31 protein-coding genes are annotated in these 24,072 nt (G+C 59.8%); 7 read left to right on the top strand and 24 right to left on the bottom strand.

What is annotated here, in order from left to right; genetic code table 11:
* Positions 1–5: 5 nt before the first annotated feature.
* The 8 genes from B4589_RS09850 to B4589_RS09815 form a co-directional block, all read right to left on the bottom strand.
* Positions 6–1,580, bottom strand: a complete 1,575-nt coding sequence (locus B4589_RS09850) for a hypothetical protein (protein WP_079234103.1) — start codon at positions 1,578–1,580, stop codon at positions 6–8.
* A gap of 7 nt (positions 1,581–1,587) precedes the next feature.
* Positions 1,588–1,902: a hypothetical protein gene (locus B4589_RS09845; RefSeq protein ID WP_079234102.1), complete on the bottom strand. Its 315-nt coding sequence runs from the start codon at positions 1,900–1,902 to the stop codon at positions 1,588–1,590.
* Positions 1,903–2,296: 394 nt separating this feature from the next.
* Positions 2,297–2,743: a hypothetical protein gene (locus B4589_RS09840; RefSeq protein ID WP_079234101.1), complete on the bottom strand. Its 447-nt coding sequence runs from the start codon at positions 2,741–2,743 to the stop codon at positions 2,297–2,299.
* Positions 2,740–3,015, bottom strand: coding sequence for a hypothetical protein (locus B4589_RS09835; protein WP_079234100.1), 276 nt, complete (start codon positions 3,013–3,015; stop codon positions 2,740–2,742). The genes B4589_RS09840 and B4589_RS09835 overlap by 4 nt, the downstream gene beginning before the upstream one ends.
* A complete protein-coding gene (locus B4589_RS09830) occupies positions 3,012–5,195 on the bottom strand; it encodes a phage/plasmid primase, P4 family (RefSeq protein ID WP_079234099.1) in 2,184 nt (727 codons plus the stop codon). Before B4589_RS09830 ends, B4589_RS09835 begins: the two co-directional genes overlap by 4 nt.
* A gap of 1,071 nt (positions 5,196–6,266) precedes the next feature.
* On the bottom strand, positions 6,267–7,016 hold the full coding sequence (locus B4589_RS09825) for a hypothetical protein (protein ID WP_079234098.1): 750 nt from the start codon (positions 7,014–7,016) through the stop codon (positions 6,267–6,269).
* Positions 7,017–7,076: 60 nt separating this feature from the next.
* The gene (locus B4589_RS09820) at positions 7,077–7,319 is read right to left on the bottom strand and encodes a hypothetical protein (RefSeq protein ID WP_079234097.1); all 243 of its coding nucleotides are present in this window, start codon (positions 7,317–7,319) and stop codon (positions 7,077–7,079) included.
* Complete coding sequence (locus B4589_RS09815) at positions 7,306–7,752, bottom strand: hypothetical protein (RefSeq protein ID WP_143414312.1); 447 nt, start codon at positions 7,750–7,752, stop codon at positions 7,306–7,308. Before B4589_RS09815 ends, B4589_RS09820 begins: the two co-directional genes overlap by 14 nt.
* A 153-nt stretch (positions 7,753–7,905) precedes the next feature.
* Between B4589_RS09815 and B4589_RS09810 the strand changes: the two genes are divergently transcribed.
* On the top strand, positions 7,906–11,079 hold the full coding sequence (locus B4589_RS09810; protein ID WP_255246069.1) for a type ISP restriction/modification enzyme: 3,174 nt from the start codon (positions 7,906–7,908) through the stop codon (positions 11,077–11,079).
* Between the two features lie 101 nt (positions 11,080–11,180).
* On the opposite strand, the gene B4589_RS09805 is transcribed toward B4589_RS09810, so the two are convergent.
* The 10 genes from B4589_RS09805 to B4589_RS09760 form a co-directional block, all read right to left on the bottom strand.
* Positions 11,181–11,780, bottom strand: coding sequence for a site-specific integrase (locus B4589_RS09805; protein ID WP_079234096.1), 600 nt, complete (start codon positions 11,778–11,780; stop codon positions 11,181–11,183).
* Positions 11,780–12,697 carry a DNA cytosine methyltransferase gene (locus tag B4589_RS09800; protein ID WP_079234095.1) on the bottom strand — a complete coding sequence of 306 codons (918 nt, stop codon included), beginning with the start codon at positions 12,695–12,697 and terminating at the stop codon, positions 11,780–11,782. Before B4589_RS09800 ends, B4589_RS09805 begins: the two co-directional genes overlap by 1 nt.
* Before the next feature lie 86 nt (positions 12,698–12,783).
* The gene (locus tag B4589_RS09795) at positions 12,784–13,059 is read right to left on the bottom strand and encodes a hypothetical protein (protein WP_143414311.1); all 276 of its coding nucleotides are present in this window, start codon (positions 13,057–13,059) and stop codon (positions 12,784–12,786) included.
* Entirely contained in the window at positions 13,049–13,315 is a 267-nt protein-coding gene (locus tag B4589_RS09790; RefSeq protein WP_079234093.1) for a hypothetical protein, read from the bottom strand. The genes B4589_RS09795 and B4589_RS09790 overlap by 11 nt, the downstream gene beginning before the upstream one ends.
* Positions 13,316–13,989: 674 nt before the next feature.
* Positions 13,990–14,229, bottom strand: coding sequence for a hypothetical protein (locus B4589_RS09785; RefSeq protein ID WP_143414310.1), 240 nt, complete (start codon positions 14,227–14,229; stop codon positions 13,990–13,992).
* The gene (locus tag B4589_RS09780) at positions 14,226–14,567 is read right to left on the bottom strand and encodes a hypothetical protein (RefSeq protein ID WP_079234092.1); all 342 of its coding nucleotides are present in this window, start codon (positions 14,565–14,567) and stop codon (positions 14,226–14,228) included. The genes B4589_RS09785 and B4589_RS09780 overlap by 4 nt, the downstream gene beginning before the upstream one ends.
* Before the next feature lie 115 nt (positions 14,568–14,682).
* Positions 14,683–15,348, bottom strand: a complete 666-nt coding sequence (locus tag B4589_RS09775) for a hypothetical protein (protein ID WP_079234091.1) — start codon at positions 15,346–15,348, stop codon at positions 14,683–14,685.
* A gap of 43 nt (positions 15,349–15,391) precedes the next feature.
* Positions 15,392–15,640, bottom strand: a complete 249-nt coding sequence (locus B4589_RS09770) for a hypothetical protein (RefSeq protein ID WP_143414309.1) — start codon at positions 15,638–15,640, stop codon at positions 15,392–15,394.
* 141 nt (positions 15,641–15,781) lie between these two features.
* Entirely contained in the window at positions 15,782–16,003 is a 222-nt protein-coding gene (locus B4589_RS09765) for a hypothetical protein (RefSeq protein WP_143414308.1), read from the bottom strand.
* Positions 15,996–16,292 carry a hypothetical protein gene (locus tag B4589_RS09760; RefSeq protein ID WP_143414307.1) on the bottom strand — a complete coding sequence of 99 codons (297 nt, stop codon included), beginning with the start codon at positions 16,290–16,292 and terminating at the stop codon, positions 15,996–15,998. Before B4589_RS09760 ends, B4589_RS09765 begins: the two co-directional genes overlap by 8 nt.
* A 241-nt stretch (positions 16,293–16,533) precedes the next feature.
* Here B4589_RS09760 and B4589_RS09755 point away from each other — a divergent pair, with 241 nt between their 5' ends.
* From B4589_RS09755 to B4589_RS09745, 4 genes are all read left to right on the top strand, one after another.
* A complete protein-coding gene (locus tag B4589_RS09755; RefSeq protein WP_079234088.1) occupies positions 16,534–16,923 on the top strand; it encodes a hypothetical protein in 390 nt (129 codons plus the stop codon).
* A gap of 70 nt (positions 16,924–16,993) precedes the next feature.
* Positions 16,994–17,128, top strand: a complete 135-nt coding sequence (locus tag B4589_RS18190) for a hypothetical protein (RefSeq protein WP_255246068.1) — start codon at positions 16,994–16,996, stop codon at positions 17,126–17,128.
* Entirely contained in the window at positions 17,121–17,294 is a 174-nt protein-coding gene (locus tag B4589_RS09750) for a hypothetical protein (RefSeq protein WP_158081163.1), read from the top strand. The genes B4589_RS18190 and B4589_RS09750 overlap by 8 nt, the downstream gene beginning before the upstream one ends.
* Before the next feature lie 105 nt (positions 17,295–17,399).
* The gene (locus B4589_RS09745) at positions 17,400–17,762 is read left to right on the top strand and encodes a hypothetical protein (RefSeq protein ID WP_143414306.1); all 363 of its coding nucleotides are present in this window, start codon (positions 17,400–17,402) and stop codon (positions 17,760–17,762) included.
* Here B4589_RS09745 and B4589_RS09740 read toward each other — a convergent pair.
* The 5 genes from B4589_RS09740 to B4589_RS09720 form a co-directional block, all read right to left on the bottom strand.
* Positions 17,716–17,976 (bottom strand): hypothetical protein, encoded by a 261-nt coding sequence (locus B4589_RS09740; RefSeq protein ID WP_079234087.1) that lies wholly within the window; start codon positions 17,974–17,976, stop codon positions 17,716–17,718. The genes B4589_RS09745 and B4589_RS09740 overlap by 47 nt on opposite strands.
* Positions 17,973–18,179, bottom strand: coding sequence for a hypothetical protein (locus B4589_RS09735; protein ID WP_079234086.1), 207 nt, complete (start codon positions 18,177–18,179; stop codon positions 17,973–17,975). The genes B4589_RS09740 and B4589_RS09735 overlap by 4 nt, the downstream gene beginning before the upstream one ends.
* Before the next feature lie 364 nt (positions 18,180–18,543).
* Complete coding sequence (gene fer / locus B4589_RS09730) at positions 18,544–18,933, bottom strand: ferredoxin Fer (RefSeq protein ID WP_079234085.1); 390 nt, start codon at positions 18,931–18,933, stop codon at positions 18,544–18,546.
* A 128-nt stretch (positions 18,934–19,061) separates the two neighbouring features.
* Positions 19,062–19,562 carry a 2'-5' RNA ligase family protein gene (locus B4589_RS09725; RefSeq protein ID WP_079234084.1) on the bottom strand — a complete coding sequence of 167 codons (501 nt, stop codon included), beginning with the start codon at positions 19,560–19,562 and terminating at the stop codon, positions 19,062–19,064.
* Between the two features lie 85 nt (positions 19,563–19,647).
* On the bottom strand, positions 19,648–19,839 hold the full coding sequence (locus B4589_RS09720) for a hypothetical protein (RefSeq protein ID WP_079234083.1): 192 nt from the start codon (positions 19,837–19,839) through the stop codon (positions 19,648–19,650).
* A 122-nt stretch (positions 19,840–19,961) separates the two neighbouring features.
* On the opposite strand from B4589_RS09720, the gene B4589_RS09715 reads away from it, so the two are divergent.
* The gene (locus tag B4589_RS09715) at positions 19,962–21,020 is read left to right on the top strand and encodes a DUF4897 domain-containing protein (protein ID WP_079234082.1); all 1,059 of its coding nucleotides are present in this window, start codon (positions 19,962–19,964) and stop codon (positions 21,018–21,020) included.
* Between the two features lie 95 nt (positions 21,021–21,115).
* Entirely contained in the window at positions 21,116–22,015 is a 900-nt protein-coding gene (locus B4589_RS09710) for a hypothetical protein (protein WP_079234081.1), read from the top strand.
* On the opposite strand, the gene uvrB is transcribed toward B4589_RS09710, so the two are convergent.
* A complete protein-coding gene (gene uvrB / locus B4589_RS09705) occupies positions 22,012–24,072 on the bottom strand; it encodes an excinuclease ABC subunit UvrB (RefSeq protein ID WP_079234080.1) in 2,061 nt (686 codons plus the stop codon). The genes B4589_RS09710 and uvrB overlap by 4 nt on opposite strands.

The following is a 24,072-nucleotide window of genomic DNA, read 5'->3' as shown; positions in this document are numbered from 1 at the left end:
TCTTGTTAGTACTTGATTTTCGCAGTAATCGCTGACCGCAGCAAGTACACTACGATAATCAGTGCCACAATACCACCAGCAAGCACGCGCCAATCGACCGGCAGGTCATCCCCGGACGGCACAACCCCTGTCCCGTCCGGCTCACGCGTCTCAATGACCTTCCGAGTCACCTCCGTCCGCTCAATAACCTTCTTGACCTCGGTCGCGTCGGTCGTCACGTAGTTCGTCTTGCGCGTCTCGACCGTCGATTTCTCGTCGCCATCCGGACCCTGCGCCGCAGCCAGCTCGAACTCACCGCTAAGTTCGATTTTCGTGCCTTGCTGCGTCACGAACATCTGCAGTCCGTCGATTTCCGACGCGTTGTACGTCTCGCCGACGACCCACGACCCGTTGCTCGGCGCCGTGTCAGACAGCAACAGTCCGGTGTGTTTCGCGTCGTCATACCGGATGGTCATGTGCGCCGTCTCGTTCAGATTCGGCGTCTCCAGACCTAACTGCGACAGTGCCGCGACCGCGTGCACGTAGTATCCTGTTTCGCTGTATTTGCTGGAGTAGTCGCTGACCATTTTTCCGTGCGTGATAAGGTCAGACGCGTCGATTTTGCCGGACTCCAGCGCGTCCCACGTCGAGTTCGAGAACTTCCCGACGTTGTCTTGCAGCCGACTGTTCGTCTTCTTGAGTTCGGTCAGCTTGGAGTGGTACTTGTCGGGGTCGTACACATCTCGGTAGTCGTAGTTGTCGTTCGGCGGCGCGACAACCATCGGAACAGCGGGTATTTGGTCCGTATCTTGCCCGTTGACCATCGATTCTGGCGCTGCACCGAGATACTGCTGATAATTCGCGCCAGACCGCGGGTCAATGGCCACGATGTAGTCAGCCTCCTGTGTGGACCCGTTAGCCAACTGTACGTCGTAGTGCACGACGGTCTGGTGGACGCCCGCTTTCCCGACCGCATCGGATTCGGACGCGTTCGCCGGGTACTGGTACGCAAACGCATCGTCCTTACCGAACACTCCGTTCGAAGTCAGGTCTTCCTCCATCTCGGAACGGTTCCGGAGCGCGTCGAGCGCCGCAACGTGCTTGTCGCTCTCTTCGACGATATTTCGCTGTTTGAACGCGATTTTATCGGCAATCGTGCTGCGCATCTCCGCCTCACAGTGCGCCTTCGTCCGACCTGCTTCGTAACATTCCGCGTACGCAGCCATCCCATCAGACCACACGAGAGACCCGTACCGGTTCATCACGTTCGTTTGAACATCATGATAGCTCTGGGCGAGGGATGCCTGCGCCACAGCGCCCTGATAGATATCCAGATGCGTCTGATTCCCATCGCTCTTCTCGATATCCTCGACTACGTGCGCGGTGTGGTTTCTGCCGCATTTGTCGTAATTAACCCCGTCTTCGGCGCCCGCGCCGGTCACCCACTCGCTCGATGCCATCACACCGGCGCTGACCGCCGCAACTAGGTTATCCAGCCCGTCGCAGTCGTGCGTCGCAGACGCTGTCCCGACAATACCGGCTGGCGGCGACACCACCAGCGCGACCGCGAACAGGAACGCAACGATACGATGACCCTTCATAGAAGAATCACCGTTTGTACGCGAGCCACCAGATCCCGACGGAGAGCAGGATAACGCCGGCGAGCCCGATGAGCGAATTGGACGTCACGAAGCTGTTGAGTCCGGGGATGGTCTCGACACCGACCATCACGCCGAGGAGTCCTCCAGCGACCCCGATTTCGTCGTTGTCCCAGCTTCGGAAGTCGTACTTTTTGTTCGTGTAGAGGATGGCTGCCCCACTGAAAATCCCGAAGAACAGCGCGAACGACAGGGTCGTTGCGCCCATCGTCACCGCCGAGTCCGTCAGGTTCGTGTTCAAGAGTGTGAGGTCGCCGATCCCCATTGATGCGATGCCACTAGCTATCCAGATAATACTGGGTAGCACGTCTTCTGCGTCGAAATTATTGACAGTCATGTATTGATTCGAAGCTTTTCGCCATACCTGACCGGTTGCCGGCTAGCGATTGGAGGGCTAGCGTCAACGCGAACCTGTAAGGTATGGACTAGTTACTGATAACGCACAGCGATATAAATGCCTGTGGGGACTGACTTGAACAAACACAGAAAGTGGGCGGGTAAAACACCCGCCCCGAAATGAAACCAAACCATGCAGACAACAACTCAACGAAGACGCAGTGTCTCCGAATTGAAGTTCACACAACGCCCCTCACGGGGCAACTTTCGTTACTATCCGGGTGAATAAAACACTTCGGCAACTCAAAAGAACAGCACCGCAGCTAGAACTCCTCCAACCCCGACTGCTCCGTCCGCTCCACCACCGACTGCTCCTCCTCACCCTGCTGATTCTTCTCACGCCGCTCGCGCTGCTTATCCTCCAGATCACGCGCATCGAACCCCATCCCGTTACCCACATGCAACAACGCCTGCCCCTCGTATTCGTGCGCTGGCTGTATCGATGGCGCAACCGAAGTCCACGACCCCCGCCACCCCCGCCGCCGCAACACCACGACATGGTCAAACACCCACTCCCCGCCGTCGCGCTCGAACTCGAACACGACAGCTCCCTGCTGCGGTCCCGGCTCGCACGGTGGCAGGCGCACGACAGTCTGGTCAGTGTAGTCGTACACCGCCATATCCGGGTCGTGACGCGCCTCAGCCAGTTCATCCGGATCACGCTCCCGACCCACACCATCGTCGCCACCACGAACGTTCTCGACGCTCATCGTACCACCTCCTCACTCGCCACCAAGTACTCCCCATACTCGTTTTCCACCTTCGTCTCTATCAAGTACCTCTCCGAAATCTCCACGTTATCAGGGTCATTGCAGCATTCCACAGCAAGCCTGTACGCCTCCGCCTCCGCATCTCGCAACGACGTGTACCCTCGCTTCAGAATCTTCTGACCAACATCACTGTCAAACGCATCGAACGCGACCACGAACGTCTCACCTGCAGCATCGCGGTCGTCGCCGCAGGAAGTCGCAGGGGCGCTCATTCGCCATCACCCCCTGCTGGGCGGTACACATCATCATCTCCCTGCTCGACTCGATCTCGCTCCGCCAACACCGTCAGCGCACCCTGCAGCTCCGCCGCATCCGCCCAATCGATGTCCGTGTGCGCCAGCAACTTCGCCGGGGTCGCCTCCAGCACAGCATCCTCACCCTCCCAACTCTCTATCTCGCTGTACAGCTGCTCCACCCGCGACAGCGACTCATTTTCGGGGTCTGACGACCCGCCTTCACCGCCGCTGTCGCCGTCGTCTTCGCGCGCCGGAACATCAATCTCATCGCACTCAGCGACAAACCGCTGCACGGTGTCGCGAGTCGCGTGCTGGAACCCTGTCTCGGTCGGGTGCAGCCACTTCCGCGAACGCTTCTGCCCCGTCTTCCGCGACTCAAAACTAATCATCTCATGCACGCCCATCTTGTTGATCTGGCGCGCGAACTGCGCCGCCGACATCTCCAACGTCTCCCCACGCTCACGATGATAGTCAGCACACATCTGATGCAGCTCATCCACCGTCAGGTGCACCGGCGTATCGTCGTCGAACCGCGTCCCGTAACTCGACTCCACACACTCCGTCAGGAACGACCAGATAGTGTCTGCCTCAGCCTGATACTGGTCCCACAGCTCCTGCTGCGACTGCTCATACGACCAGCCATCCTCCTCCAGTCGGTGCCACGAATCAACCATCACCGACAGCCACGCAGCGCGATTCTCGTCGGTCGTCAACCGCTGCTCGATGGTGTAGTCTCGCTCCTTGATGTACGGGTCTGCCTCATCAGCCTCGTCCATATCGTCCTCGTCGCGGTAGATGTACGGCAGGTGCAGCGGCTTCAAGCGCCGTTCAAGGTTCTCACCGTCACCCGAGAACATCGGCGCCTTGTTCGCTGCGAACAGCATTTTCGCCGTGTTCGTCGCCGCGAACTTGTCGATACCCTTGTACTCCGCTGGCACGGAATCCCCGCCCGTCAGCGACTTCAGCATCGAATCATCGGTGATTTTCTTCGCGCTGATGTCCGGGTCGATGTTCGCCAGCATGCCGTACCCGCCAATCAGTTGCGCCGCCGCCCATCGTCCTTCAGCGATACCCTGCAGCGACTCGTTCGACGTGTTGTTCTCCCCGAGAACGGCTTCAAGACAGTTCAACGCGACCGACTTCCCATTCGCCCCATCACCGTAAATCAGTCCGAACCAATCACGCTTGTAGTCCGGCGACAGCGTGTCCCCGAACATCTCCTCCAGCACTTTCGCATCAGACTCACCGTCGGTGATGTCGCGAATGAACTCGCGAACTTCGGACGTGTCCACGTCCGGTTGCCACTCCGCGTTCAGCTTTCTCGTGAACAGGAACTCCGGGCTGTGCGGTTCGAGCGTGCGCTCTTCGACGTCGAGCACGCCATTCTCGACCGCGACCTTCACCCCATCAGGATTGTTCACCTCGCCCAGCGCGACCTCGTTCCGCAGCTTCAACTTCGCCACCACCTCATTCATATCCGTCGTTGACGCGAACCCGTCGAGATGGTGATCCATCATGCGATTCGCAAACGCCTCACCATCCCACACGTACACGCCCTCATTCGGGTTGTACGCACGGAAATCACGCATCTCCCGTTCCTCGTTCTTGACATGAATGAAGTCGAACTCGTGATCCATCTTGTCCGCGACCATCTTCCGCGCAGCCTTCGGGTCCGCATCCGACAAGTCACTCTTCAGGTCTTCCCACGACCGAATACCGGCGTTCCCGCTATCCTCGACCGCGCGGTCCATCCCGTTCTTCCGCTCGCTGACGCGACCGTGGTCGTCTCGCTTGAACTCGGATTCGATAACTTCCAGAATCCGTTCATCCTCAACATCTAGGTTTCGTCGGTTGATTCGGAACGCTATCGACCCGGCTTCTTTCGGACCGTCGCTGTCGATGATATCCTCGATGGCTTCGACGAGTTCGCTGTCTTCCTCGCCACGACTGCCGGAGTCGTCGGTGGAGTCGTCGTCTTCGGTGTCGGTGAAGGGGTCGGTGACTCCGCCGAATTCCGCATCGACCTCGTCGGGGTCGGTCTCGACGTCGTCGTCGATAATTTCCGACCCGACGATACCGCTACCGCCTGCGTTAGTTGATTGCTGTTCGTCTGTCGTTGGAGACGTATCACTGTCCCCGGTGGGTGTTTCGGACATACTGTTTGGTGCGACGCGCGGACCGAGTCCCGATGGTTTGTCGGGGGCGCGTCGTTACTCATTCATACTGGAGACATACGTTTAAGGATTTGGCAAATGAAATGAGCAGCGAAGAAAAGCACCCCTGACCGAGGTGACCGAGGGTAAACGCAATTTTCTTCATTTTGTGAGAGCGATAACTATTTTCTCATAAACTCTACAATTTCGGATTTACCCTCAGTCACCTCGGTCACTCTAATTTATCCCGACGCAGTCTTGCGGTTTTGCTGACCGAGGGTGTTTCGACCCCCATCAGTCAGTCTCGGGTCTCGATTCCTAGCTGCGGTGCGGTGCGGTTCGGTGCGGTCGTCAGCGGCGGCGGCAGAGGGTTCTCTGCGGTGTGTGCGTTCGAATGTTTTATGCGTCGCGAGCGCAGATATTGTCGTGACACCCGTTGGGTGTTGTTTGGTGCGACGTGTCCGAGGGTGGTTCCCTCGACTTTTCACGATTTGTGGAGTGATGAACAAACTTGTTCATTAGTGATGGGTTTAATTCACTCCCGTGTGCTTAAGTACGCGGAGGCATTACTGTGGGGTAAGGGACGATGGTGTCCCGGGTGCGACGCGTTCCCGAGTGGTTCTCGGGACCTTTTCCGTTCCTCGATACCTAACTGCGGTGCTGTTCGTCGTCGTCACGTCTCCATCGTCGCCATCGTCTATACGATGTTGTTGACGGGTTTCGGTGCCTGATCGTGTGAGATTCACCGGTGTTTGACCCCCTGTGAATAGTTGGCATACACAAGTTCGTATAATCTACCATTCTCACGAACATTTCTTAGTCGCTTAGAAAAGGTAGACTGGTGGGTTTCGCGTGCTGTTCGGGTCAGTTAGCGCTCAGATTGCTGTACAAGACGGTATGCGTTTTTCATATATCGTTTTCTGAGAGGGATCTCGTGGGTTTCGACGGCTAATCGTTGAACCTGCCTTAGTCTCAGTGCGTCGATTCCGCCCGTATTCGTCCCAAGGATTGGGGGATGATACGAATTTGTATGCGGGTGATTGACGAGGGTGTGAGAAGATTCAGCTATGTGGGTTAGTCGTCGGTGAGTCGGTCTTGGCGACCAACCCGTCCAGCCTCCAATATCGATGCTGCTCTCCCACCACCTAGACCAACCATCGTTGCTGTCACAGGTTCAAGCAAAAGGAACCCGACGCCGAAAGTGAGCACCCCACCGATGACGAAGGCGATAGCCTGCTGCTCACGCTCATCAAGTTCGGAATAGTTCGGGACAGAAGTATAGGCGATTAGTGAGGCGCTGAAAGCGTCAACCGGGTCAATCCCCTGGGTTCGGGCTTTAGACGTGGGGTGTGTCGGGGTGGTGTCTGGGTCCCACGTAGTGTCGTGGTGAGGTCGTTTCGAGGTTGATGGCGTTGCCGTCGCCGACGCCACTGTAGCCGTTGTCGAGGCGAGTTCTGGTTCGAGTTCCGGGAGCTGTGAGAGGGTAGCAGCGAGGTCGTTCAGTGGCTGTCGTTGAGCCTCTACTAATGCCTGCATCACGCCAGACAGCCCCGGGTTCATCATGTCGTGCAGCCCGAGGCGGTGTGCGTCGAGCACCGGCTTCATCGAGCGACGGAGTTGTTTTTGCTGCATTTCGATGATGGGTGACATCGTTTGCGCTATTCTCTGTCGCTGGTGTTTCGCGATGAGCTCGACGATGGGAGAGAGTTGTTTTTCGAGTGCATTCGCCTGTGCGTCTGCGACTGCTTTGGCGATTTTCGTCGTCGCGAATGCCGGGTCTACGTCGTCAGTAGAAGTGCTGTCCTCGGGCTCCTCGTCGGTCATTGCGGTCGGTTGGCGGTGTTGATTTTTAAATGTGGCGTGGTGTACCACACCACATCCGAGTTATCGTGGGCGAACGTCTCTGCCGCGGAACCACATCTCCTCAGTCTTACCAGCACCATCGTCGAGCTCAACGAGATACTCGATACTATCGATAGCACGACCCGTCTCCTTCGCCGCGTCGTCCGTACGGATCTCCTCGATGACGCCTTCTCTGCCGTGGTAGCGGTCGTGGTCCGGGTCAGTCTCGTCGGGGATGTCGATACGCACTCGGTCGCCGGGAGAGTAGTTGTTAGAATAGGTCATCCGTGCCCGTGGCGTCGCGGACGTTCCCAAGTGTTGTGTATCGCAGTGAGTAGGGGGTTTTCTCTCGGTACTGTATTTCGGGAGTCAACTCCTGCAGGGTTCCCGGTTCGAAAACAACGACACTCTTCGATGGGTCGTATTGTGGATAGCTTTCCGCTGGTCGTGTAAGGGTAGCAACGTCTGCAGGAACTATGTCCTGCACTCGTGCGAAGTAGCGAACCGCTTTCGTTGACCCCGAGACGTATATTAGAACGAACTCTGGCTCTCGATTCAGGTTTACGAATCCCCACGCGTTGTTTTCTCGGAGGAATTCGATACCGCCCGGTTTGGTGGGGAAGATTGCACCGAGAGTGTCGTCAGCGCCCTCGATGTCCTTGCGGGATTTCGTCCCGTTGATGGCGTCGGCGTCTTTACTCGGTGTCCATTCGTCCATTATGTGCGGGTGTTTGATTCGCTCTACTATGTTCGTTGTTATCTGGTAACTGGTTCGCCGAGTGGCGGAACTCACTGAATCTATAGTCAGTAAATCAACCACTTCCACAGTTCGTCATAACACTTTTCACCTTACCGACTGGTGTCGTCAGTAATGACCGACGTACAACGGTACCTCGACGCCCTCCAAGACACCGCGAGCATGGGGGACTACCGCGAGGAGACCTTCTACTCAGACCTCAGCGACCTCCTCGAAGCACACGCCGACGAGAACGACAGAGACGACGTGCAGGTCACAACCCTGCCATCCTCGACTAAAGGTGGGAACCCGGACTTCCGGGTGTGGAACGGCACCAACGAAGTAACCGGGTACATCGAGGCGAAACTCCCCAGCGGGCGTTCGCTCGACGCCATCGAGGAAACCGAGCAACTGACTCGCTACCGAGGAACGTTCGAGAACGTCATCCTCACAAACTTCGTGGAGTTCCGCCTGTACCGAAACGGGGAGCAGATCGCCGAAGCCGAGGTCGCCGACCCGCCCGAAATCCCCGAGTTCGGCGATGCGTCTGACGCGGTGAACACCGACGACCTCGACGACCTGTTGGAGAAGTTCTTTTCGCACACGCACACGGAAATCGAGTCCGCGCAGGGGCTCGCAAAAGAACTCGCGAAGCGAACATCGTTCATGCGGGGTGTGGTGCTGCAGGAACTGGAGCACCAGCAGGTCGAGCAGGAAGGGCAGGTGCTCGGGTTCTACGAAGCGTTCGAGGAGTACCTGATGCCGGACCTCAGCGAGGAAGAGTTCGCTGACATCTACAGCCAGACCATCACGTACGGGTTGCTCGCTGCGCGAACTCGCGTGTCCGGGGATTTCTCTCGAACCAACGCTGCGGACGCGATACCCAGCACTATCGGGATTCTGAAGGATATCTTCGACTTCATCTCGACGTCAGACCTCCCGGACGAGATTGAGTGGGTCGTCGATGATGTGGTGCACATCCTCTCTGGGACCGACGTTGGGGAGATTCTCGGGGATTTCTACGAAGATCGTGCTGAGTCGAACCCGCTCGTGCACTTCTACGAGACGTTCCTCGAAGAGTACGACCCGAACACCCGGCAGCAGAAAGGCGTGTACTACACGCCTGAACCCGTGGTGTCGTGGATTACTCGCTCGGTGAACACCGTGCTGAAGGAGAAGCTCGAACGCGGTGACGGGCTTGCTGAGGATGACGTGACGATACTCGACCCGGCTGCGGGAACGATGGCGTTCCCGGCTGCTGCGACGACTCTCGCCGCACAGGAGATTTCGGAAAAGTACGGTGATGGTGCGGTTTCGGCGCTGTTGTCTGACCACGTGCTGGAGGACTTCTACGCGTTCGAACTGCTCGTCGCAGCCTACACTATCGGGCATCTGAAGATGGCTATTCTGCTGGAGGAGGAGGGGTACGAGTTGGGCGACGACGACCGCGTGCAGTTGTACCTCACGAACACGCTCGAACACGGGGATATCGAGCAGACGAACCTGCCGTACGCGTCCTCGCTCGCCGATGAGGCGGAGGATGCGAACGAGGTGAAGGAAACCGAGGAGATTCTGGCAGTTCTGGGGAACCCGCCGTACTCGGGGCACTCGGAGAACCAGGGCGACTGGATTGAAGGGCTGGTGGACGACTACAAGGATGGGTATCCCGAGCTGCAAAAGCGTGGGCAGGCGAAGTGGCTGCAGGACGACTACGTGAAGTTCATTCGCTGGGCGCAGTGGAAGCTCTCTGACAGGGAGGAAGGCACGCTCGCGTACATCACCAACCACGCGTACATCGACAACCCGACGTTCATGGGGATGCGCGAGCAGCTCCTGCAGGAGTTCGACGAAATCTACGTGATGGACCTGCACGGGAACTCCAATCGTCGTGAGGAACCCCCGGATGGTGGGCGGGACAAGAACGTGTTCGACATCCGGCAGGGCGTCGCCATCAGCATCTTCGTGAAGGATGGGCGGGATACCGACGGCGAGTACGCCGACGTCTACCACAGTGACCTCTGGGGGACTCGCGAGGAGAAGTTCGAGGCGCTCCAGAGTGGTGACTTCACCGACGTGGACTGGGAGGAGGTCTCGCCGCAGGAACCCCACTACCTGTTCGTTCCTCGTGACCAGGAACTCGCTTCGACGTACCACGACTGGGTGGAGGTGCCGAAAATCTTCTCCGAGTACGGTGACCCCGCGCCGGGGATCGTCACCACGCACAACGAGTTCGCTATTTCGCTGACGGAGGAGCGGCAGAAGGAGAAAGTCAGGCAGCTCCTCGATACCGATAGCGAGGAAAAAGCGAGAGAGTACTTCAACCTGTGTAGTCAAGACCAGTGGCTGTACGACGAGGCGAAAGACCACCTCAGAGGCGCGAACTGGGAGGATAAACTCGTCGAGATACAGACCTCACCGTTCGATAAGGAGTACACCGTCTACGACGAGCACGTTGCCGTGCATCGGCGTGCTGACCGGCTCTCGAAGCATATGCTCGCGGGAGAGAACGTCAGCATTTCCGTGCCGCGTCGAACTGAGCGTACGCCGTTCGACCACGCGTTCGCGACGGACGGGCTGATGACTCACCACGGGGTTTCGACGAAGGAGGTGAACTACCAGTTCCCGCTGTATCTGTATCCTGGCGCGCCGGACGAGACGTACACGGAGCTGAGCGACCCCGACCGGCAGAGCAACGTGAACCCGCGGTTGGTGTCGCAGCTTTCGGACGCGTACGACCGTGATGTCACGCCGGAGGAGGTGTTCTACTACACGTACACAGTGCTGTACGCTCGGTCGTACCGGCTGAAGTACTCCGAGTTCATGGAGACGGACTTCCCGAAAATCCCGTTCCCGGAGGATGAGTCGCTGTTCAGCGAGTACGCCGAGCACGGCGAGGACTTGGTGAAGCTCCACACGCTCTCGCACCCGAACCTCGACTCGCCGGGCGTGCAGCTACACAGTGACGGTGATGGTGACGGGGAGAACGAGGTGTCGGAGAGTACGGGGGAGTACTACCGGCATTACGACGAGGAGGAAGAGCGGTTCTACATCAACTCAGACCAGTACTTCCATCCGGTCCCGAAGGATGTGTGGGAGTACGAGATTGGTGACCGGCAGGTGGCGAAGAAGTGGATTCAGAACCGTATCGGTGAGACGCTCACGATGAGTGAGATTCAGAAGTTCTGTAAGATTATCCGAGCGCTGATGGAGACGGACGACATTCAGGATGAGCTCGACAAGTCCTTCGAGGGGATCGAGGGGGACTATCTGACGTTCACGCTGGGCGGTCAACAGCAACTCGACGTCTAGCCGGAGTCACCCTTCGTCTCTTACCTGCACCCGGGAGTGTTCCAACGTTCTCTACCGGGGTGGGAGAAAGGCGTGTTCTTCAAGACAACTCGGGGCGGGAACTATCGGAGTCCGGCTTCGTCCATCATCGACACTGCGAGGTCATCCGGTTCCTTGCCGAGGTAGTTGTTTCGGAAGGTGTCGCCGTCGGTCCACCCGCCCCACTGCATGATTACGTCCAGTGCGTACGGCGCTGACAGCCCGTAGTAGGTCGTCGTCGCCCATGTGCGTCGCAGGTCGTGCGCGGTGACGTGGTGCCAATCAGTGTTCCCTGTGCTGTCGGCGAGTGCTTCTGCCGCGCTCGACACCCACCGCTGCACGGTTCGCGAGGACACGTCCACGAGCGGATCTTCTTTCGTTGTGCCGCTCGCGTTCTTCAGCGTCTGCGCGAGGGTGTGGGTATCGTTGCTCACCGGACACTCTCTCCACCCGGTTTTGCCCTCCCTGACGCGGAGTTTGTATGCTTCCTCGTCGGCGTCGAGCCGCCGGAAGTCCCGCGTCGCAACCCTCGGCACTTCCTCGCTGCGCAGCCCATCGAGCATCAGCTCGATGGCGAGTCGCTTCTTCGGTTCCGTGTGGTAGTGACTGGTGAGCTGGTCTTGTTCGGTCTCCGAGAGCCAGCAGCGGTACCCATCGTCGTCAGTGAACGGTTCAATCTGCATTAGATACCCACCCCGCGAACTGCCCGTCGGGCAATCGTTAAGATGTCACGCAGGGGGTGTCCGCGTGCCGTGTAGTCGCTCCACAGCGTCTGTTTCGGTGCTGCAGCAGTCGGTAGTGGCACATCGACGACTGGGCAGTAGTGCAGCAGGTACTGCACGTAGGACCGCGGGATAGCGGAGCGAATTACCTGCGACCCCCAATCTTCGGGAACGCCTTTCGCGCGGGCAATCGGTTTCGCCGACTGCGATTGTGAATCGTCCGACACTGTTGTCAGCGGAACTGACGGTTCGCCCGTCACAACGTTGTTCGGGGCATCGAAGGATGTCTCGAAGTGTCGTTCGAGGTCGTAGGGTTCGTCGAACGCGAGCCCGTTCAGCTTCGCCGGTTCCCGGAGGTCTTCACAGGTCGCCACGTTTTCGATGATGTATTCGTCCGGGTCGAGGCGGTCGATAACTTCGTGGACGTTGAGGTCGTCTATGGTCGGGTAGTGGTCGCGCGGATCGTCGAACCCGAGTTCGTGCTTGTTCGCGTAGCTGAGTGTGCTGTACGCGGTGCACGGTGGGGAGAGCCACAGAAGGTCAATGTCGTTGGGGAGCATGGCGTCGAGCCATTCTGGGTCGCTGCAGTCCCCTTGCACGAAGTTTCCGGGATATGTGTCATGGTGGTCTTCGATGTCGATTCCTATGTGTTCGATGTCGATTTCGTATTCGGTGCTGATGTCGTCAAGGGCGAGCCCGACGCCACCAGCGCCGCAGTACAGGTCAACAATTGTGTATTTCTGTTCCATAGTGGAGGGCACGAACACCGACCGGTTCGGCGTGTCGTACTTACCTCTATATAGAGTTTTCACGACAATAAACCTTCTCACCAGCAAGTAAATAATCGAAAATAACCCGTATTTACTGTCTCGACGCACCTAATCGACCCAACTCAGTGAAAGAAACAGGGTTCTCCGACAGCGAATCAGCAACTACCCATACTGCACCAGACCTCACAAAAGTGTCAGAACCACACCCACACCCCGGAATGGAGCATCATTTTCCCGAGAATGAGCTCTCCCATCGACATCTGCTCTCTTGTGTTTTCGATGTTTTCGATGTTCTCAGTCCTTCTCTGGTCGAGTTTGTCAAATGTGTCATCGTACACGGCGTCCATTACATACTCGCTGTCCTCGATGTCTAGCGTACGGACTGCCGATATCATCTCGACTCTCTCCTTGTGCAGTTTTTGATTTTCCCGACGATGGCGTGCATATTCAATACAAAGTTCAAGATTCATCGAAGTTCACCTCGACAGAAACCGACACCTCGGGGTCATCCACGCTCTTGATCTCCCTGATGGAGTCCATCGACAGCTCCTCGACTGCATCCTGAACGATGGCTTCGAGCAGCGCGTCATGCAGCTTGAGGTCAACTCGGCGGTCATTTCGAAGCAGTTCGAAAAGCACCGCGTCGTACTCCGATATGAGCGTTCGAACGGCTTCATGCGTGTCTTTTTCCTGTACTTCTCGCAACTCCTCATCTGTTATATACATACGGATATAGTTAATACTTTTATGAGTTTAAGGCTGTGGGGAAACGGTCGAACAGGGTACTGAGACGCATCGAATCGGCACTTCGGGGTTCTCGACTCACCCCTCACAAGGACATGGGGTGTTTCGGAAGTAAGGGACAGGGAGGGGTCAAAAGAGACCCCATCGTTGACAGCACAGTTTCCTGTGTGGTAGGTCACACAGTGAGGAGCAACCGTTACGGGTGTTTTCGGGGTAACTGCATCCCTAGTTACGATACCGGGGCGTATAATGTTTATCCAAATTCATAATGAGAGTAAACAACAGCGTTGAGGGCTACCGACGCATCTTACCCATTGTGCTTTGGTAACAAGGCACAAGGGGTAACTGCTGACTCGAACGTTGCTACGCGCCTTACCAGCAGTTCCAGAAAACGACACAGGGGGTGTACGACACTACTACAGCTAGGGAATTCAAGGGCGCGGGGTCGAAAATGACCCCATTGATCGCGGGACAGTTGCCTGTGTGCGACGACACACAGTGAGGATCGACCGTTGTGGTTACGACGGGTTTCTGGGGTAACTGCATCCCTAGATACGACAGGGAGACTTATAATATTTACCCAGTTTCATAGTCACGGTTAAAAAAGAACCGACGCACGTTACAGGGTGCAACAGAACCCCCGTTCAGTTACGGGGTTAGAAGTCGAGGTCGTACGCTTTGACCGTCGCGTAGGTAGCCGGGCTAGCTGTCTTGACTTGTGTTACTCCTTTTGGGGGACTTGGGTCATTGACTATTTCGAGGTCGTCATCACATCCCTTATTTGAGGATTTCGCTGCCTGAAACGCACATGCCTCTGCTTCTTTTTTGTCCGCAAACGCGCCCTTAACTAGGCTCCCATTTCCGATGTCAAGCACGACTACGTAGACTGTCTTCATCGCTGTTCACCTCCGTAGTCGGTGAGTCCCTGCTGCGGGGAGTCGATGCGTTCGCTACCGCGTACGAACACCGTGACTTGCGACTTGGGGAGGTAGTGCTCGTTGTCGTTGGCGGTGGTGATGCGGATTGACTTCTCGCTGTGGTCTGCGATATCGCCGACTACGAGGTTGTCGTCGGGTCCGACCGTCGGGACGTCTTCTTCCTCGGTGAGCCACCGAGGGACGTGCACGATACCGTCAAGTCCGGTGTTGAGGAGGGAGACGATGTGTTCTGTGGTGCTGTGCTGGAGGTCGTGTGAAGCTATGTCGTTGTAGCTCTCGATTGCATTTAGTTCCATATGGATATTATTAGCACTTTTATGAGTTTAAGGCTGTGGGGATACCACCGATTAGGGCGTGTCTGAGTAGTGTTCTCGGCAGAATCGGGTGGTTAGCAGAACCTTCTCACACCGGTCATTCACCGGGGTCATCGTTATCCTTGATCTCCTCTCGATACTCAGCCAGCACCTCCCCCAACCGAAGCGTCATAATCTCCTTCTCCGCGCTCCGCCACCACGACAAGTCCCGCAACTCCTCCTCGGTCAGTTCTCGCTCGGTAGCCTGCAGTTCATCGGGACTCTCCACCCCATACTTCTGCTGATACCTCTCGACCTTCTCGCGCGCGCTGCGGAGCAGGTCCTCGGTTCGCTTCCAATCGGCTAGACTCGACGCCTTCTGGAAGTCCCACCACGTCGAAGTCGCCCTGTAACCCTGCCCGCGCTCGGTCTCCTCGACCACCACCACGTCGATTTCTAGCAACACCTCAACGACGGTCCTCACCGTCTCCTCGGGAGCGACTGCTCGCTCCGCCAGCTCACTCACGGTTCTCGGGTCGTATGTCGTTCTGATAACGCTGCACACACGCTCTATCGGCGTCGTAGACAGAATCCACTCATCTTCGCTGCTCTTACCAGCACCTTGGTCGTCAGGAATCGGCTCCTTCCCGTCGCCATCGTCGTCGAGGTCGTCGATGTCGGGCGGGTCTTCATCGTCTGGCCAGCCGTCGTCGGGCATGTCGTCCGGGTACGGCTCCTTCCACTCCTCATCGTCGTCGCCGTCGCTGTCGTTGTTGTTGGTCATGTTGAGTGAGAGGTTGAGCTGCGGGTGGTTGGATAGGCGGTGCTTAGGCTTTGGCGCTGCTGTAATGTCGTCGTAGCATGCTGTCTGCAGCCATTACCGCGACTGTGGCGAGCGCGAGCCCGACCACGACCGCCCGCAGGATGCTCCCGGCAATCGCGACTCCTAGGCAATTCTCGGGAGTGCACGTGGTCGAGAGGTACCAGTAGTGCGCCCCGACGCCGGCGTGCAGCGCGACAGTCGTGACCGCGGCGTAAGCCATCAGGAATCGACGCACGAGCGTACTGACCGTCATGCTGTCACCTTGCTGCGGTCGCTTCCTGGTTGGTGTTCGGGGCAGTAGTGCGCCGCATCGCGCGTATCTGCCGGGACGAGTAACAGCCGGTCGCAGCGGGTGCCGTCACCATCGGCGCCGTCGCACATAACGAGGATTTCATCACTCATCGCCATCACCGTCCGGGTCTGATGGGGCGTCACGTATGATATCCCGCTCCGAGAATTCAAATTCCGCCGCGTATTTGGTGCAACATTCGGAGCAAAAACGTACCTGTATGACCTTCAGTTCGTACCAGTGTATCTGGTAGATGTTTACATCAGTGTGGGTGCCGCATGTCGGGCAGTCATCCCAGTGGGTCCCGGCATGTGCATCGTCACTCATCGCCATCACCGTCCGTGGTCTGACCGAGGTTGGTTGCCCACTCCGCCAGGTTATCGATGCCTCGCGGACGCTGGTGCTGTTCCAGGTCGCCCGAGCCGCAGACGGGGCAGTAGTCTGAGTCGTGTGTGGCGTGGATGTCACAGTCGCTGCAGTACGGTCCCTTCCCCGGGTTGTGGTAGAGCAGATAGACGCCGACGAGCGTAACGCCGACCCCGACGACGAACATGCCAGTCGGGCTGATTGATGCTGCTTCTGCTGTCGATTCAGCCGCGGTGTGTAGCGGATTCATAGTGATTAATTTTAATAATGTGTTAAGTAAATAAGTTTGGCAATAGTGGTGGGTGTGGCGATGGGTGTGTGCTGCGTCAGGTTCTCTGTGGCGTGTTCTCGGGCGTGTTGAGGGTTCTCGCAGCTTTCACCCGTGCCCGCGTGGGTGCGTTCGTTTATGTATTTGTCACTTGAGTGTGGGGTAATTTATCCACTCTTTACCCCACAGGTTTATACCTATCAGGGGTATACATACAGTTGCAATGAGACAGAAAGAAAACACAGCTGACGACAGCCGCACCGAACAACTCAAGAACGAAATGGCCGCCCTCGAAGAACTGCGAGAAGAACTCGAACAAGCCGAAAGCATCGGTGACACGCGCCTCAGCGAGCTATTCCACGAAGCTCGAACCGCCGACACCGACATCTACTCCGGCGCAACCTGCATCCTGGGTCTGGAGGACGAAGCCTACCCAACCGACGTCATCAAAACCCGACCCGGCGAACACCTGCGCGACAACCCCGGATTCGCTGCCGTGTCTTGCCCAGCAAAACCGTTCATGACGAGTGAACGATTCGTCGATATCGTCGATGAGCAGTTGTGGTCTATCATCGACAGCAAGCAGAACACGCTGATGACGCTGCAAGACTAACGCGCTCGACTCTCGCCGCTGCTGGCGCACCTACCCGGGTTCGATTCCCGCGGAGCGGTCTCAGGCAAATATGTACCTGAAAAACACCGTACTGCGAGCAGACCTCGCAGAACGACTCGAAGCATCGAAACCAATCAAACGCAGCTCCATCGACATCAACACCGACATCGAAATCATCGACGGCGGGGGTGACACCGATGACTGACGACGACATCACCGTGACCATCGACCCCGACGAAGTCGCCGACATCCGCGTCGTCAGCACCGACGACCGCGGACGCGCGTACCTCGGCACCGACCTCGCCGGCGAAGACACACTCACGCTCGCCGTCATCGACACCACCACCGAAGACGACGCCGCCGACGACTAACTCCTTCTTTTGACCAATACCAGTGGCGGGGACCCGGTTCTGCCCGCCTCGAACCCACCCTCTGCGGCGCCATAGATGCCCGACCAAGGTGCCCTGTAGGCATCTATGGCTACGACAACACCAACACCGAACCCGAAGTACACCAACAACGAAATCGACGACCTGACCGACCTGCTGCACCTACTCTCCTCGCCACGAAGAATACACGTGTTGACCGCTCTACGAGGAGAATCGGAACTCCGGAGGACTGAGCTAGTGACGAGAGTGAACCAGATAGCTTATCGAAATGAACGGATGACTGCGCAGAAGCGCAAGCGAACGAACATCAGTTTGTACCAACAGCACCTTGAGGCGCTTGAAGGCGTCATCGAGTGGGACAGAAACACCGACGTTATCAGACCAGGCGACGAGTACGACCGCGCTATTGCCGTGCTTGACTGGGCGTTGTTGGCGTATCGTCAGTCATGATGTCGTCGAGCGTGCGTCCGAGCCAGAGCGCGATGAGGTTCGGGATGAGATAGGCTGAGACGACGAAGGTCGTCATTGTGAGGATGGCGTAGGAGATCGGGGTGGTGAGGTTGAAGTGTTGGATGAGGGTGAGGCTGAGTGCTCCGCAGGCGATGATGCCGGCGAGCATCGCGTTCGTGACGGCTTCTTGAGCCGCAGTTACAGGCTCGCTCATGATTGGAACACCACCCATCTCGCATCATCAACCACACCAACGAACTCGCACTCCGTGACTCCTCTGCTGGGCGGCAAGTCGTGCGCGGTCGTTCCGAACTCTATCTCGCCCTCACGCTGTTGCTGTTGATCTCTCGCTAGCTCGTGCGCTTTCGCGAATGCTTCGAGTTTGGTGTAGAACGCATCGACAAACGCGTGGTGCATACCGTTGAACGCACGCAGAACGACCCACGGCGGTCCTTCACAGCACATACCCGAGCGTACTGGTTGTGGTGATGTAGATAATCGCTGCCTAGACCAGAGAAGGGGTTGTCGTGAGGGACCACGACAGGCACTTCCTTTGTCGGCGTGATGCCCGCGCCGGTGGCGGTCGCTCCCGGCGCACCTGCAGGTAAGACCCGGACAAGGTTGGATACTCGGTACCTAGAATCGACCCCCGCAGAATCTATTCTCAACCAGCAGACACTACACGCTAGTCCAAGGGTATAAGTGCCTCTACCCGCAGATAACGCCCGCAGCGCAAAAACGAAAGCGCTCGCGGACCATGAGCTCGCACTGAGCTACTAAATCAGATGACGCGGTTCTGGAGGTAGTCGAGGTGCTTGGCGTTGTAGACGATCTTGACCTCGTCGGTGGCGGGCGAGCCGATACAGGTCAGGCGGACGTCCTTCTCCTCGACCTCCTCGTCGCTGAGGATCTGCTGCATGTCCATGTCGATCTCGCCCTCCTTCGCGATGGCGGCGCAGTTCGCACACGCGCCGGCGCGACAGGAGAACGGCCAGTCGTACCCCTGCGCCTCCGCCGCCTCGAGGATGTACTCGCCCTGATTCACTTCGAGCGTGCCGTAGTCCTCGGCGTCGAGGTCCGCGTCGGCGGCCTGCTCGAACAGGTCGTCGTCGTCCATCGACCAGCCGTGGTCGTCAAGCACTTCGTAGTTGAGGTATTCGACGGTTGGCATCACCCGGTGGTTCTTCTGCCACCATATAGGGTCTTGTGGTTCCAACCGAGAGAACGGGCGTTTCAGCGCTTTAGGCCGGCCAAAATCGCCCACACTTCTTTTGCCGATCGCGGCCGAAGTTCCGCGGTTCAGCCCCGTAGCCGGAAGCGATCGACCGCCTCGCGGTGTTCGCGATCCCACGTCAGCGCGCGCTCGGCGGTCCACTCCACGGGGTCGATCTCGGTTCCGGCGACGCGCTCGGCGTCGGCGACGCTCCCCCCGCGGGCGAGCGTGACGTGTGGCACGTAGTTCTCCCCCTCCAGCTCGCCGACCACCGGAAACTCCCGGCAGAGCCGCCGATGGAGCTGGTGGATCCCCTCGCTCTCGACGCTGAGGTACACCACCGGCCCGCGGCCGTCGGGCGGGTCGGCGAAGTAGTCGATCCCGTCGATCCGGACCGGGAACGGTTTGGTCTCGTCGAGCACGCGCCGGAGGCGTTCGCGCACGCCGCCGCGGCCCTCGCGCCACGTGTCGGCCTCGATGCGTTTGACGACGAGCGTGTGGCGCTCGCGCACCTGCTCGAAGGAGGTGAGTTGCGGGTAGAGGCTGTCGGCGAGGCGTTTGACCGCTGGCGGGACGCGGAGGTTCACTGCTGGCGGACGACGGCGGTGCTGTCGGCGCGACGGGTCACGCCGAGCACTGGGCGGTCGGCGGTGAAAAGCGCGTCGTCGCCGGTCAGATCCGGTCGAGCAGCCAGAGGATCACCAGCACGATGATGACGACCCCCAGTAGGTCCGGGAGCAAGCCGAGCAGGCCGGTGAACAGTTCGAGCACTTCGCCGAGCAGGCCGATGACCAGCCACGCCACCACCAGCACCAGTATCAGCTTCAACAGGTCCTCGGCTTCGAGGTTGCCTCGCGTGTCCATACCGCGTGGGTGAGCGGGCAGCCAGCAAAAGGGCTGTGGCCGTTTCGGCGGCGTTCTGCCCGAAGTCGGCGTTCGACCCGGACGGCAACGCATATACTCCGGGGCACCCCACGTCCGAGCGAATGGATCGACGGTGCGTTGTGGTGACCACACTGGCCCTCCTGCTGGTCACGTCCGGAGTCGGCGCCGCTGCGGAGTTCTCGGGGCTCCAGACCGGCGACCTGGGGACGGACTCGGTCATGCTCGAGGCCGACCTCGACGAGGACGGCGACGCCCGATGGACGGTCGAGTACCGCGTCGCGCTCGACAGCGAGAACACTACCGAGGCGTTCGAGAGCCTCCAGCAGGACATCGAGCGGAGCACGAGCGACTACCGCGGACAGTTCGCCTCGCGGATGGAGTCGACGGTCGCGACCGCCGAGAACGCGACCGGGCGGGAGATGGCCGTCGAGAACGTCAGCGTCGAGGCGACGACCAGCCCGATCAGCGGCGAGTACGGCATCGTTCGCTACGGGTTCGACTGGGTCGGGTTCGCCGACGCGAGCGACGGCCAGCTGGCGGTCGACGAGGTGCTCGCGGGGATGTTCCTCGACGCCGACACCGAACTCACGATCGAGTGGCCCGAGGAGTACCGGATCTCCCTCGTCGAACCCGAACCGGACAGCGAGGACGAGAACTCGGTGACGTGGACCGGCCCCCGCGAGTTCGACGTGGGGCAGCCCCGGGTGGTGCTGCGCACCGCGAACTCGGCCCCGCCGTGGGGTGTGGTGGTCGGCATCGCGCTGTTCGCGGCCGCCGGGGTGCTGTGGTACTACCGTCGGGAGAACCCTGGATCGGTCCTGTCCGACGCCAGTGGCGGTCCGCCCGTCGACGGCGCCGGTGACGGTGAGCCGCCGAACGAGGCCGAGAGCGACAACGGACCACCGGACGGTGCAGCAGCCGGCGGCGGACCCGGGACGACGGACGACGACCCGCCCGAGGAGCTGTTGAGCCCGGAGGAGCGCGTCCTTCGGCTGATCGAACGGAACGGCGGTCGAATGAAGCAGAAAACCGTCACCGAGGAGCTCGACTGGAGCGCCGCGCGCACCAGCCAGGTGGTCGGCGACCTGCGCGACGACGGGGAGGTCGAGTCGTTCCGACTGGGTCGTGAGAACGTACTGAAGCTCCCCGACGAGGAGTGATCGTTCGGTGACACGGCGTTAAACTCGGTTAATCGGGGTGAACCCGAGTGGAGGGAGTGGACGGTTTTTAGGAGTGGGTGTCTGATCTGTCGGGTATGAACCGAGCCGCTGTCGTCGCCGTCGCCCTCGCCGTGCTCGTCGGCAGCGTCCCCGCGGCCGCGACGCTGTCCAGCGCGCAGGCCACGCCGGCGGACGGACCGGAGCCGGGTGCCGCGTTCGCGGGCGTCGTCGGCGTCCAGGAAGCCGAGATCGACAGCGAAATCGCACAGCGTTCGCTCACCCGGCAGCTGGCGGCCGCGGCGTCCAACGGCTCGAAAGCGCGGATCGTGGCCCAGCAGCAGCAGCGGCTGGCCGAACGGATCGAGGAACTCGAAGCCGAGAAGACCCGCCTCAAGCAGGCCTACGAGAACGGTAGCATCGGTCAGGCCCAGTACCAGGCCCAGCTCGCCGGGCTGAGCGCCCAGATCCGGGCGGTCGAGCGGCGAGCGGATCAGACCGCGACCGCCGCCGCGTCGCTGCCCGAGCCCACGCTCCGAGAACACGGCGCGAACGTGAGTCAGGTGCGCTCGATCCTCCAGCAGGCCAACCGTACCGGCGGTGGCGAGGTCGCCGAGGCAGCCCGCGCGATCGCGGGCGAGGTGATCGGCGGGCTCGGATCGCTCAACGCCTCGAAACACGCCCCGATCGACGGCGGTCTCTTCGACGACGGGAACGAGACTGATGATGGCGACGGCGGTCTCTTCGACGACGGGAACGAAACTGACGACGGCGGCCTTCTCGACGACGGGAACGAAACTGACGACGGCGATCTCTTCGACGACGGAAACGAGACTGACGATGGCGACGACGATGGGCTTCTCGACGACGGGAACGAAACTGACGATGGCGGCCTCCTTGACGACGGAACCGAGACTGACGACGGGAACGAAACCGACGACGGCGGCCTCCTCGGCGACAGGACCGAGACGCTGACACCGTCAGCCCGAACGCGCTAGAACTCCGCGTCGGGTTCCGGCGCGACGCCCTCGTCGCCGCCGTCGAGGTCGAACTCCTCGCGGAGCTCCCTGATGCGGTCGCGGATGTCCGCCGCGAGTTCGAACTCGAGGTTGTCGGCCGCCTCCTCCATCCGGTCCTCCAACTGCTCGATCTGGCGAGCCGCGTCGTCGGCGTCGCCGACCTCCGCGTTCGCGGCGCCGGAGGCGTCGGTTTTGCTCCCCGGGAGGTTCGTCTCGCCGATCTCCTTCTGGATCGTGGTCGGTTCGAACCCGTGTTCCTCGTTGTAGCGCTGCTGGATCGCCCGACGCCGGCGGGTCTCCTCGATGGCGCTCGTCATCGCGTCGGTGCGCTTGTCGGCGTACAGCACCACCTCGCCGTTGACGTTCCGCGCGGCGCGACCCATCGTCTGGACCAGCATCGTCTCCGAGCGCAGGAACCCCTCCTGGTCGGCGTCGAGGATCGCGACGAGGCTCACTTCGGGGATGTCGAGTCCTTCACGGAGGAGGTTGATACCCACGAGTACGTCGATCTCGCCGAGGCGGAGCGAGCGGATGATCTCGTGGCGCTCCAGCGTGTCGGTCTCGTCGTGCATGTACGCGACGTTCACGCCCGCCTCCTCGAGGTACTCGGTGAGATCCTCGGCCATCCGCTTGGTGAGCGTGGTGACGAGCGTGCGCTCGTCGTTCTCGATGCGCTCGTCGATGCGGTCCATCAGGTCGTCGATCTGCTCCTGCGCGCTCGTGACCTCGACCGCGGGGTCGACGAGATGGGTTGGTCGGACGATCTGTTCGACGATCTGGTCGGACTCCTCGCGCTCGTACTCGCCCGGCGTCGCCGAGACGTACAGCGTCTCGTCGGTCTTCGCCTCGAACTCCTCGAACGTGAGCGGGCGGTTGTCGTAAGCGGTCGGGAGGCGGAACCCGTTCTCGACCAGCGAGTCCTTGCGGGATTTGTCGCCCTCGAACTGCCCGCGGATCTGCGGCAGCGTCTGGTGGGACTCGTCGACGACGGTGAGGAACTCGTCGGGGAAGTAGTCGAGCAGCGTGTACGGCGCCTCCCCCTGCTCGCGGTCCGAGAGGTGGACCGAGTAGTTCTCGATCCCCGAGCAGTACCCCGTCTCCTGCAGCATCTCGAGGTCGAACGTGGTTCGCTCCTCGATCCGCTGGGCCGCGACGAGGTCGCCCTGTCGCTCGAAGTGGCGCACGCGGTCCTCCATCAGCTCCTCGATCTCGGCCATCGCCTCCTGCAGGCGGTCCTCCGGGATCGAGTAGTGCTCCGCCGGGTGGAGCAGCACGGCCGGCTCCTCGCTCACGACCTCGCCCTCGAGGGTGTTCACTTTCCGGATACGGTCGATCTCGTCGCCCCAGAACTCCACGCGCACGGCGTAGCGGCCGTACATCGGGAAGATTTCCACGGTGTCGCCCCGGACGCGGAACGTGCCCTGCGTGAAGTCGACGTCGTTGCGCTCGTAGTTCAGGTCGACCAGCCGCCCCAGCAGTTCGTCGCGGTCGATCTGCTGGCCCTGCTCGAGTCGCAGGGACATGTCGACGTAGTTCCGCGGGTCACCCAGCCCGTAGATGGCGGAGACGGAGGCGACGACGATCACGTCCTCGCGGGTGAGCAGCGAGCGCGTCGCGGAGTGGCGCAGGCGGTCGATCTCGTCGTTGATCGAGGCGTCCTTCTCGATGAACGTGTCCGACTGCTCGACGTACGCCTCGGGCTGGTAGTAGTCGTAGTAGGAGACGAAGTACTCGACGGCGTTGTCCGGGAACAGCTCCCGGAACTCCTCGTACAGCTGGGCCGCGAGCGTCTTGTTGTGGGCGATGACGAGGGTGGGCTGCTGGATCTCCTCGATCAGCCAGGAGACGGTGTTCGTTTTCCCGGACCCAGTCACGCCCAGCAGCGTCTGCCGGTCCATCCCCTCGCGGAACCCCGCCGCGAGCTGCTCGATCGCCTCGGGCTGGTCGCCCGCGGGCTCGAAGGGGGCGTCGACGCGGAACGGTCGTTCGGCGTCGGGTTGGTCCGGCGAGAGCGGACCGCTCTCGGAGTCGCTCAT

Source organism: Halolamina sp. CBA1230 (assembly GCF_002025255.2).
Classification (GTDB): domain Archaea; phylum Halobacteriota; class Halobacteria; order Halobacteriales; family Haloferacaceae; genus Halolamina.
This window is presented reverse-complemented; position numbering and strand designations above follow the sequence as displayed.